The organism is Persephonella sp. (assembly GCF_027023985.1).
Lineage (GTDB): Bacteria > Aquificota > Aquificia > Aquificales > Hydrogenothermaceae > Persephonella_A.
The window spans coordinates 42,092-52,645 of sequence record NZ_JALVTW010000017.1 but is presented as its reverse complement, the minus strand read 5'-3'; the positions used below and the strand labels follow the sequence as shown (position 1 = coordinate 52,645).

The window sequence follows — 10,554 nt, the reverse complement described above, 5'->3', positions numbered from 1 at the left end:
TAATGAATTAAAGAGAATTTTATGGTTAGTGTCAAGGAGGATTAGATGAAAAAATTAATATTCGCTTTCTTTTTGGCTATTTCACTTACAGGTTTTGCAACTGCCCAAAATATCGCATTTGTAGATGTTCTAAAGATAATGAACACATCTAAAAAAGGTGAAGAGTATAAAAAAGAGTTAAAAGCAAAAATTCAATATTACAAAGAAAAACTGGATAAAATACAAAAAGAGATAAAAGAGTTACAAAAACAGCTGGAAAGTCCTGTATTAAGTCCTGAAGCAAAAAAGAAAAAAGAAGAAAAACTGAAGCAGCTTAAAACTGAGGGGATAAAACTCCAGATTAAGGCAGAGCAAGAGCTCCAAAAAATAAAAGCACAGGCAGAAAGAAAGCTTGTAAAAGATATCCAGAAGATTGTAGAAAAATATGCAAAGGAACACAATATAGATATAGTTCTGGTAGGAGGAACTTTATATCAAGACAAAGCAATAGATATCACAGATGAAATTTTAAAACTGTATGACAAAGGTGCAAAATGAGACTATCAGAAATAGCCGAAAAATTTAACGGCAAGTTAGTAGGTAAAGATATTGAGATTAAAGGACTAAAAAGCCTTGAAACAGCCAACGAAGGTGACCTTACATTTGTAGCAGATAAAAAACTTGTAGAAAAGGCAAAAAATACAAAAGCCTCAGCACTTCTCACATTTGAACAACTAGATATTGAAATACCACAGGTTGTTGTTAAAAATCCCCAAAATGTTTTTTATAAGCTAATAGAGGTTTTATACCCTGAAGAAAGGAAGACAGGCATATCAGAGAAGGCGTCTATAGCTGAGAATATTCAGATAGAGGAAAATGTCTATATCGGGGATTTTGCTGTTATAGAAGAGGGAGTAAAAATAGGTAAAAATGTTCAGATTTATCCTAATGTGTATATAGGAAGAGATGTTGAGATAGGGGATAATACGGTTATATATCCAAATGTAGTTATTTATAAAAACACAACCATCGGTAAGAATGTGATTATACACTCTGGAGCAGTAATAGCCTCTGATGGATTTGGATTTTATCAGGAAGATGGACAGCATAAAAAGATTAAGCATATAGGTAGAGTGGTTATTGAAGACGATGTAGAGATTGGGGCAAACACAACGATAGATAGGGCTATGGTAGATGAAACCATAATCAAAAAAGGCACGAAAATAGATAATCTTGTTATGATAGCCCATAACTGCCAGATTGGAGAAAATACAATACTTGTTTCACAGGTAGGTATAGCAGGTAGCACAAAAATAGGAAAAAATGTAATACTGGCAGGTCAAGTAGGAGTAGCAGACCATATAACAATTGGGGACAATGTAATCGTAACGGCTAAATCAGGAGTAGGAAAAGATTTAGAGCCTAATAAGGTTTACGGTTCAGGCCTTCAGGCGATAGAATGGTCAAAATGGAAAAAGGTAATGTTTTATCTCTACAAACTCCCAGAAATCATTAAAAAGCTTAAATAGACTTTTATTAGGTTTATTGAAAATTAACGGTGAAAATATATATTCGTATTATACGGTATTTATCTTTTTGTGTTATAATTCTAATTTGTTAAAATTCAAAAACAAATTCAGGAGGTTTTCGTTAATGTCAATCACTGCAGAAAAGAAGCAGGAATTAATTAAAAAATATGGAAGATTTGAAGGAGATACAGGTTCTCCAGAAGTTCAAATTGCAATTCTTACAGAAAGAATAAGAAATCTTACGGAACATATCAAAAGAAACAAAAAAGATCTCCACTCGAGAAGAGGTCTTATTGGAATGGTTAACAAAAGAAGAAAACTACTTAAATATCTCCAGAGAAAAAATCCTGAAAGATATCAACAAATTGTTCAGGAGCTTGGAATAAGAGAATCTACTGGAGAGAAATAATGGGTGAAGTAGGGGAAATTACCGTTCAAAAAGTTGAAACACAAGTTAACGGAGCACCTTATTCTATAGAAACCGGATATTTTGCAAAACAGGCCAGCGGTGCCGTTATCGTTAGACAGGGAGAAACAGCAGTTTTAGTTGCTGCAGTAGTTGCAGAAGAACCACAGGCAGATATAGACTTTTTCCCGCTTACCGTTGAATATAGAGAAAAAACATATGCCTACGGTAAAATCCCCGGCGGATTTGTAAAAAGAGAAGGCAAACCATCTGTCCGCGAAATACTTGTATCAAGACTTATAGATAGGCCAATAAGACCATTATTCCCGAAGGGCTTTTTCAATGATGTTGTAATAACAGCAATGACATTATCTGCTGATGACAAATATGACCCTGATGTTTTAGCCATTGTTGGAGCATCAGCAGCACTTACAATATCAGAGGCTCCATTTGAAGGCCCAATTGCAGGTGTCCGGGTCGCAAGGGTAAACGGTGAATTCATTGTAAATCCAACATATCAGCAAAGAAACGAATCAGATATAGATATAGTTGTTGCGGGTTCAAAAGAAGCTATTGTAATGGTTGAAGGTGGCAGTGAGGAAGTTCCTGAAGATGTAATTCTTGAAGCTATAATGTTTGCCCATGGAGAAATTAAAAAGCTAATAGAACTTCAGGAAGAGCTGGTAAAACAGGTTGAGCCAAAAGAGAAAATAAAAGTTGAAATAGATGAAATAGACAAACAATTAGAAGAACAATTAGAAAAACTTGTTAAAGATAAAGTAAAAGAAGCCCTGAATATTCAGGATAAAAAAGAAAGAAGAAAGAAACTATCAGAAATATTTGAAGAAGCAATTTCTCAGATAGAAATTCCAGAAGGCAAAGAGAAAAAAGTAGAAACTATCTACAAGGACATAGTTTCCTCTGTAATGAGGGAAAAAGTTCTCAAAGAAAAAGTCAGAATAGACGGTAGAAAACCGGATGAAATCAGACCTATCTGGATAAGAACAGGACTTTTCCCAAGAATTCATGGTTCAGCTATATTTACAAGGGGACAGACACAGGCATTTGTTGCAACAACTCTGGGAGCTCCAGGTGAAGAGCAAATAGAAGAAAGTATTGAAGAAGGTGAAGAAAAGAAAAGATTCATGCTTCACTATAACTTCCCTCCATTTAGCGTAGGTGAAGCAAGACCTCCAAGAGCTCCATCCAGAAGAGAAATAGGACACGGAAATCTTGCAGAAAGGGCAATAGAGCCTTTAATCCCACCAGAAGAAGAATTCCCTTACGTTATAAGGGTTGTATCTGAGATATTAGAGTCAAACGGTTCAACTTCTATGGCAACTGTTTGCGGTGCGTCCCTTGCATTGTTTGATGCCGGCGTTCCTATGAAAAAACATGTTGCTGGAATAGCAATGGGACTGCTAAAAGAAGATGAAGAGTATGTAATTCTGACAGATATTTTAGGAGATGAAGATCATCTTGGAGATATGGATTTTAAGGTTGCCGGAACCAGAGATGGCGTTACTTCAATCCAGATGGATATTAAGATAAAAGGTCTCACAAAGGAAATACTGCAGGAAGCACTTGAACAGGCCAAGAAAGCTAGAATGTATATTCTTGACCTAATGTATCAGGCAATGCCTGAACCAAGACCTGAACTTTCTCCACATGCACCTAAGATTATTACAATGAGAGTTCTCCCAGAAAAAATACCTATAATCATTGGACCATCCGGTAAAAATATCAAGAAAATCATAGAAGAAACAGGTGTAAAAGTAGACCTGCAGCCTGATGGACTTGTTAGAATTTATGCTGTAGATGGTGAAAGTGGTGAAAAAGCTAAACAGATGATAGAAGAGCTGATAATGGATATAGAACTTGGTGAAGTATATATGGGTAAAGTTACAAGAGTTGAAGATTACGGTGCATTTGTTGAATTACTTCCTGGAAAACTGTCACTGCTTCATGTATCCCAGATTTCACCGGAAAGAATCAGGTCTGCTAAGGATAAAATAAAAGTTGGTGATATCCTTACCGTCAAAGTTATAGATATAGATGAACAAGGTAGAGCAAAAGTATCCCTCAAAGAAGTCAAAGAAGGGGAAGAACCTAAAAACAAATTCCTTTTTGAATAATTCACCGGAGCCCTAAGGGGCTCTTTATTTTATATTTTTCTGATATACATTCCATCTACATTTGACACTAAATCTTTCAATTCCATTTCAAATATAAGATTTATCAATTTTCCATAAGGAATTCCTGTTTTTTCAACAACTGTATCAATATGAATAGGTTCAGTCATAACGTTTAATATTTTTTTCTCTTCTTCTGAAAGTTGAATATTTTCAACAAAATTATTTTTGTTGAAATAAGGGATATGTTCATAAATATCTTCAATTTCAGTTAAAGGAATAGCACCTTCTTTTATTAGAAGATTGTTTCCTTTTCCGTAAGGATTTGTTATATTTGTGGGCACACTAAACACTATTCGGCCGTATTCATTGGCATATTTTGCAGTTATTAATGCACCTGATTTCTCTCCAGCCTCTGTAACAATAGTGCCATAGGATAAACCTGCTATTATCCTGTTTCTAATCGGAAAGGTGTATTTAGAAGCTTTAGTTCCAATTGGAAATTCCGAGATTAAACAGCCATTTTCCAGTATTTTTTCATAAAGCTTTTTATTCTCATATGGAAATATCTGATCAATTCCATTTCCTAAAACTGCAACAGTATTTCCCCCATTTTCAAGAGTAACACTATGGGCTATACTATCAATTCCTGCAGCAAGCCCTGAAATAATACAGACACCATCATTGACAAGTTTTTCAACAAATTTAGTAGTTATGGTTTTCCCATAGGAAGAAAATTTTCGACTTCCTACAATAGAAATGCTTTTGTCATCTGGAAGCTTTCCTTTGTAATAGATATAAACTGGAGGGTCAGGTATTTCTTTTAATAATTGTGGATATTTTTCATCTGCCAGAGAAACAAGACTGAAACCTTTTTTTAAAGCAAGTTCATATTCTTTTTCTGCTTTTTCTCTTAATTCTAAAGGCCTATTTTTAATAGTTAGATAAACTGATTTCCCGAATTTTTCAATTAGAACTTCCGGATTTGAAAGGGGAAGAGATAGGTTTCCGAACTCTTCATATATACGCTTAATACTCCTGTTTCCTATCCCTTTTATAAAAGAAAATTCAATATAGTCTATAATAGACATTTAACCTCCCTCCGAAACTTTATTATAAGGTGGAAAATGGAAGAAACAAAATCATACTGGAAGCTTATAGGCTGGTTAAAAAAACAAAAAAGGATTAATGTTGTTACTTTTTATGAAGAAGTTCCTGTAAACGGTATTTTGGAACTGGAAACAATTGATGAAACAAGAAGACAGATAATATGGAAAAATGATCCCAAACTGCTACCTGTCCTGAAATATGAAAGAATTTTGTTCTTTAAAAAAGATGAGGAAATTTTTACACTTTCAGTAATAGCCTATGATGAAAAAGAAATTGCTACAACATTTCCTGAAGTAGCTACGGAACCTAAACTTAACAGGTCTTATGTTCGGGTAAAAGTTTCCCCTGAAGATGATATAAAAGTAATGATAGAAAACAAAGAATTAAAGGTTGAAGATATAAGCGAGGCAGGAATAGGTATAACAGGTAAAAAAGAAGATCTATTCCAATTACAGATAGGCAAAGAGTATGAGTTTTTACTAAAAATAAAAAATGAGATTATGAAAATAAAAGGTGTTGTCGTTCATAAAGAGACAAACACAGCAGGTATTAAGATAACTGATATATCCTTGAAAGACCAGGATAAAATTGCCAGATATATAATGAACAGACAGAGAGAGATTGCCAGAAAAATTTTTATGTTCAAAGACTAAAGCCAGTATGCTTTAATATGACCTTTTATCCAGTCCCAAAGTATTTTTTTAGCTGTCCTGTCTAAATCTACACCTCCACCTGATACCCTGTAATTAAGTTTTTCTCCAATTTTTTCAAGGGTTTTTAGAGGGTCTGGGTCAGGCTCTATTCCATAAGCTTCCTTAAGGGCTTGTGGTCTATGCTGTAGTATTTTTTCAATAAACTTGTATGCAACCTCAATAGGTTGTTCTAATTTTTCAGGTATCCATGAGCCTTTTAATGCAAGGTCTTCCTGAAATTCAAGGGTTATTATGCCCGGGGTGTCTATCAAATATACATTTTTATCAAGTTTTATCAGCTTTTCTCCCCTTGTCATTCCCGGTTTTGGGGATGTTGTTGCTACTTTTTTCTTTTTAAGGGTGTTTATTAATGATGATTTACCGACATTTGGATACCCAAGTACCCCAATTTTTATTATTTTCTTTTCTTTTGCAAGTTCTTTAATTACTTTTTCAAGTTCCTTTTTACCTATATTTTTATGTGCTGAAAAGACGATGACAGGATATTCCTGAGATATTATTTCTTTGGCTTTTTCAACAAAATCTTTAGGAACTAAATCTGCTTTATTCAAAATGATATACAACTTTTTATTCCTTTCTTTTGCAAGCTGTTCAACTACTTTGTTTCTGGTTTCCTGTGGTATTCTGGCATCGACAACTTCAAATATAACATTTGCCTGTGATAAAACCTTTTTTGCTATACTTTTTTCCCTTAACCATTCCCTTGGTTTTTCCATTTAACACTCCGAAATAATTTATAATATTTATTCCACACACAATATAATGAGGGTATTATTTGAGGAAAATTATAATATCAATTTTTTTGCTGTGTAGTCTTGTTGTTTATTCCTTTGGGAAAACCCCTGTTTCAATTGAAGCAGAAAATATATATAAAGAAAAAGATGGCAAAATAATAGCCGTAGGCGATGTTGTTGTTAAATATAAAAATGAAATCCTCAAAGCAGATAGAATCATATACGACCAGATTAAGAAAAAAATATATCTAAAGGGACATATAAAGGTAAAAACTCCCAAATATGACCTGACAGGCACAGAGGGCTGGATTGATGAAAAAGGCTACTACGGAGAGTTTAAAAATGTTAAAGGTGTCATAGATGGCCGTTATTACATAAAGGCTGAAAGAGTAAAAAAAGAAAAGGATAAATACTACTTTTATAACGGTGAATTTTCTACCTGTCCATTTGATAACTACGACTGGTATTTTAAGACAAAAAAGGGTATTTTGATTGAAAAGAAAGAGATAGTTTTTTATAACATTTCACTCAGATTTTGTAAGGTTCCTGTTTTCTTTTCCCCGTATTTTTCTTATCCTGCAACCTCAAGAAAAACCGGTTTATTATTCCCTGAAATAGGAAATGATAGCTATAACGATTTTAAAATAATTCAGCCATTTTTCCTTGTTTTAACAAGGCATTCTGATATGACATTTACATTTGATTACCGTAATCAACAAGGAAAAGGCCTTGATATTCAGTATAGAAACAGATTTTCATCTGACGAGTTTTATACAGGGGACTTTATAGTTTTTAATGAGAACGATTCCAATGAGAAATGGTGGCAGGGCAGAAAAGGTAAAAAGCTGAGAAACAGATGGAGAGTTCACGGTAAGTTATATAAACAGTGGAATGATTTTGACATTTACTTTAAGTATGATATTCCAAGTGACCCTTATTTCTTTGAGGATATTTATAACTCAACTGACCTTAGGTATAAAGCTTATACCAAATCCCAGCTTATAGCCCTTATGGACAAAAGGCATTATACAGTTGAACTAAACTTTGATTTTCTTTATGACCTTTCCAGAATTTCCAATGAGGAGACTCTCCAGAGACTACCTGAACTGAGATTTTATTTTAAGAAAAGAAAGCCGTTTGAAAATATTCCTTTTTATTTTGATTTTCTGTCTGTAAATACTAATTTCTACAGGGAGAAGGGAATATCAGGAATAAGAAGTGATAATACACTGAACCTGCAGCTTTATAACAATTTTAGAAGTTTTTCAAATACTTTGACATTTTCACCAAGGTCTACCTGGTATATGCTGTCAAAAAGGGTTAATGGCACGAAAAACCCCACCAGAAATATATTTAAGTTTGAAGATAGAATCAGACATTTAACATTTAGAGATTATGGAAAATATATCCATTCAATAATCCCTGAAATAAGAATTTATAAAATATCCAAGGTAAACCAGGAGAAACTACCATATTTTGACAGGGAAGACAGGGTAAAAGATGCGAAGGATATAGATTTTTCCCTTTACAACATACTTAATTTCAAGGATACAGAGGATTTTCTATCATGGGAAATTTCAACAGGCTGGACATTAAATAATTATTACTATCTTGGAAATAATAAACTTGACGGCCACAAAAAACCTCTAAAAAACAAGATATATTTTAGCATAAATGGATATTCAGGGGAGAATACCCTGTATTACGATTTTTATTTTAATCAGATAGTCAGGTCTATCACCTCTTTATCTATCCCAATTACAAGTTGGTTAAGATATTCTGTTTCCCATTCATTTGATAAAGGATTATTTGAAGGTGGTCAGAGCACAAACCAAATTAACCAGACCTTATCTTTGACTTTAAGAAACATAATAATTTCAGGTAGTATTTTGAATAACATAAGGGAGGGTTACGTTCAGAGGAAAAGCCTGAATTTTACACTGGATAGAAAATGCTGGAGATTAAAGATTGATTACAGGGAGGATTTCAACAAGGATACAGGAAAAACATTTAGCTCAATTTATGTATATATCAACATTCTCAGAACAGACCTTAAGCTACCTTTTGTTAGCAGAGAGTTGTGATTCCTTTAGTTTTTCTGTTGCATCAATGCATGTTTGTTGAAGTATAGTTTTCATTAGATTTATATCCTCTTTTTTTGCCCTTTGGGCAGGAAGGATAATAGAAACTGCGGCAATAGGTTGATTATGATCATCTCTGATTATACAAGCTATTTCTGCCACTTCAGGTTCAACCTTTTCCCAGTCTTCCTCTATGGGAAAATCTTCTGTTTTAAGGGCTTTTTTTAATGCTTTTCCTGATGCTGTTATGTCGGCAGGAAATCTTCTGCCAATACGAGAATTAACCAGAACAGACCTTTTACTGTCCTCTGAATATATATAAACTACAGAGTCTTTATGTAAAACAGAAATATAAACACTCTCTTGAAGTTTATTTCTTAATGCCCTTATAAATGGCCTTATGACTTTTAGGAATTTTAAACTTTGAAGGTATGCATGTTCCAGAGAAAGTAATTTCATACCTAATTTATAATGTTCTGTTTCTTTATCCTGTTCTACTATACCTTTTACCTCAAGGGTGGCCAGTATCCTGAATACATTGTTTTTATTCAATCCCAAAATACTGCTTAGTTCAGTTACTCCAAGATGTTCCTTTTCTTTTAATGTTTCAATTAAATCCAATGCCTTTTCTATTGATGTTTTAGCGCCTTTTTTCTTCATTCTCTACCTTTGCAATTTAGAAAAACTTTTATAATTTTTCGTATATTTTATAACAATTGTAAAACCAAAGGTGGTAAGAATGAAAATTATAGTCATAACTGGACTTACTGCAACAGGAAAATCGGAAATTGGAGTAGAAGTAGCAAAGCAAATAAACGGAGAAATTATAAGTGCAGACTCTATGATGGTTTATAAATATATGGATATAGGAACGGCAAAGCCTACTCCTGAAGATATGCAGGGTATTCCCCATTATCTTATTGATGTTGTTGAGCCTGATTATAATTTTTCAGCAAAAGATTTTATTGAACTGGCACAAGAAAAAATAAATGATATTCACCAAAGGGGGAAAGTCCCTGTTATAGTAGGAGGGACATGGCTTTATATTCATACCCTTTTATACGGTCTGTCAGAAGCACCCCCAACAGACTGGAAAATCAGGGAAAAACTTTACAAGGAAAAAGACCTATACGAAAGACTAAAACAGATTGACCCTGAATACGCAAATAAAATTCATCCAAATGACAAAAAAAGAATAGTTAGAGCCCTTGAAGTTTATGAACTTAGCGGAAAACCTTTTTCCTCATTCCAAAAGGAACATAGCTTTAAAGATAAAAAATATGATTTTACCGGTTTTGTATTTCATACAGACAGGGAAAGATTGTGGAATAGAATTGAAAAAAGGGTAGATAAGATGTTCCAGCTTGGTCTTGTTGATGAGGTAAAAAATCTTATGGACATGGGCTACGAAAACAGTATCACTGCAAAACAGGCTATTGGCTATAAAGAAATTATTCCTTATCTTAAAGGAGAGATATCCTTAGAAGAAGCGAAAAATATGGTTATTAAAAACACAAAGGATTTTGCAAAAAGACAAAAAAGAGCATTCAGGTCTAAACTAAAACCTGAAAATGGCTGGCTGTGGATAGACCCATTTACCTATACAAAAGAAAAACTTTTAGATACAATTATAAAAAAATATGAAGTGGAGGTATCAAGATGAACGTGCAGGATGAACTGCTTCAAGAACTGAAAGAGGAAGGAAAGGAAGTTGTTATTTATCTTACAAGAGGAACAAGAATAACAGGAAAAATCCTTGAAGCAGACCAGTTTACAATACTCCTTGATGTAAATGGCGAAAAGCAGCTTGTTTATAAACATGCAATAAGCACAATTGTTGCAGAAACTTAAAATTCATATATATTTTGCA

General features: G+C 33.6%; 11 protein-coding genes. 8 read left to right on the top strand and 3 right to left on the bottom strand.

The window, feature by feature from the left end; genetic code table 11:
* The first annotated feature begins 45 nt into the window (after positions 1 to 45).
* From MVE07_RS04970 to MVE07_RS04955, 4 genes are all read left to right on the top strand, one after another.
* Positions 46 to 537 (top strand): OmpH family outer membrane protein, encoded by a 492-nt coding sequence (locus MVE07_RS04970; protein WP_297454851.1) that lies wholly within the window; start codon positions 46 to 48, stop codon positions 535 to 537.
* Entirely contained in the window at positions 534 to 1,508 is a 975-nt protein-coding gene (gene lpxD, locus MVE07_RS04965; protein WP_297454848.1) for a UDP-3-O-(3-hydroxymyristoyl)glucosamine N-acyltransferase, read from the top strand. The genes MVE07_RS04970 and lpxD overlap by 4 nt, the downstream gene beginning before the upstream one ends.
* A gap of 124 nt (positions 1,509 to 1,632) precedes the next feature.
* A complete protein-coding gene (gene rpsO / locus MVE07_RS04960) occupies positions 1,633 to 1,917 on the top strand; it encodes a 30S ribosomal protein S15 (RefSeq protein WP_029520074.1) in 285 nt (94 codons plus the stop codon).
* The gene (locus MVE07_RS04955) at positions 1,917 to 4,049 is read left to right on the top strand and encodes a polyribonucleotide nucleotidyltransferase (RefSeq protein WP_297454846.1); all 2,133 of its coding nucleotides are present in this window, start codon (positions 1,917 to 1,919) and stop codon (positions 4,047 to 4,049) included. The genes rpsO and MVE07_RS04955 overlap by 1 nt, the downstream gene beginning before the upstream one ends.
* A gap of 29 nt (positions 4,050 to 4,078) precedes the next feature.
* Here the strand turns inward: MVE07_RS04955 and dprA are convergent, their stop codons facing one another.
* The gene (dprA, locus tag MVE07_RS04950; RefSeq protein WP_297454843.1) at positions 4,079 to 5,137 is read right to left on the bottom strand and encodes a DNA-processing protein DprA; all 1,059 of its coding nucleotides are present in this window, start codon (positions 5,135 to 5,137) and stop codon (positions 4,079 to 4,081) included.
* A 36-nt stretch (positions 5,138 to 5,173) separates the two neighbouring features.
* On the opposite strand from dprA, the gene MVE07_RS04945 reads away from it, so the two are divergent.
* A complete protein-coding gene (locus tag MVE07_RS04945) occupies positions 5,174 to 5,809 on the top strand; it encodes a PilZ domain-containing protein (RefSeq protein WP_297454840.1) in 636 nt (211 codons plus the stop codon).
* Here the strand turns inward: MVE07_RS04945 and MVE07_RS04940 are convergent.
* On the bottom strand, positions 5,806 to 6,585 hold the full coding sequence (locus tag MVE07_RS04940; RefSeq protein WP_297454837.1) for a GTPase: 780 nt from the start codon (positions 6,583 to 6,585) through the stop codon (positions 5,806 to 5,808). The two genes, MVE07_RS04945 and MVE07_RS04940, sit on opposite strands and share 4 nt — an antisense overlap.
* Positions 6,586 to 6,644: 59 nt before the next feature.
* Between MVE07_RS04940 and MVE07_RS04935 the strand changes: the two genes are divergently transcribed.
* A complete protein-coding gene (locus tag MVE07_RS04935; RefSeq protein ID WP_297454834.1) occupies positions 6,645 to 8,687 on the top strand; it encodes an LPS assembly protein LptD in 2,043 nt (680 codons plus the stop codon).
* Here the strand turns inward: MVE07_RS04935 and MVE07_RS04930 are convergent.
* Positions 8,661 to 9,344: an IclR family transcriptional regulator gene (locus tag MVE07_RS04930; RefSeq protein ID WP_297454831.1), complete on the bottom strand. Its 684-nt coding sequence runs from the start codon at positions 9,342 to 9,344 to the stop codon at positions 8,661 to 8,663. The genes MVE07_RS04935 and MVE07_RS04930 overlap by 27 nt on opposite strands.
* A 79-nt stretch (positions 9,345 to 9,423) precedes the next feature.
* On the opposite strand from MVE07_RS04930, the gene miaA reads away from it, so the two are divergent.
* A complete protein-coding gene (miaA, locus tag MVE07_RS04925) occupies positions 9,424 to 10,347 on the top strand; it encodes a tRNA (adenosine(37)-N6)-dimethylallyltransferase MiaA (RefSeq protein ID WP_297454828.1) in 924 nt (307 codons plus the stop codon).
* Positions 10,344 to 10,535 (top strand): RNA chaperone Hfq, encoded by a 192-nt coding sequence (gene hfq, locus MVE07_RS04920; protein WP_029520084.1) that lies wholly within the window; start codon positions 10,344 to 10,346, stop codon positions 10,533 to 10,535. The genes miaA and hfq overlap by 4 nt, the downstream gene beginning before the upstream one ends.
* The last annotated feature ends 19 nt before the right edge of the window (positions 10,536 to 10,554 follow it).

Coding starts and splice junctions, on each gene's coding strand:
- miaA (WP_297454828.1), top strand. CDS start 9,424: ATGAAAATTATAGTCATAACTGGACTTACTGCAACAGGAAAATCGGAA.
- lpxD (WP_297454848.1), top strand. CDS start 534: ATGAGACTATCAGAAATAGCCGAAAAATTTAACGGCAAGTTAGTAGGT.
- MVE07_RS04955 (WP_297454846.1), top strand. CDS start 1,917: ATGGGTGAAGTAGGGGAAATTACCGTTCAAAAAGTTGAAACACAAGTT.
- dprA (WP_297454843.1), bottom strand. CDS start 5,137: ATGTCTATTATAGACTATATTGAATTTTCTTTTATAAAAGGGATAGGA.
- MVE07_RS04940 (WP_297454837.1), bottom strand. CDS start 6,585: ATGGAAAAACCAAGGGAATGGTTAAGGGAAAAAAGTATAGCAAAAAAG.
- hfq (WP_029520084.1), top strand. CDS start 10,344: ATGAACGTGCAGGATGAACTGCTTCAAGAACTGAAAGAGGAAGGAAAG.
- MVE07_RS04970 (WP_297454851.1), top strand. CDS start 46: ATGAAAAAATTAATATTCGCTTTCTTTTTGGCTATTTCACTTACAGGT.
- rpsO (WP_029520074.1), top strand. CDS start 1,633: ATGTCAATCACTGCAGAAAAGAAGCAGGAATTAATTAAAAAATATGGA.
- MVE07_RS04930 (WP_297454831.1), bottom strand. CDS start 9,344: ATGAAGAAAAAAGGCGCTAAAACATCAATAGAAAAGGCATTGGATTTA.
- MVE07_RS04945 (WP_297454840.1), top strand. CDS start 5,174: ATGGAAGAAACAAAATCATACTGGAAGCTTATAGGCTGGTTAAAAAAA.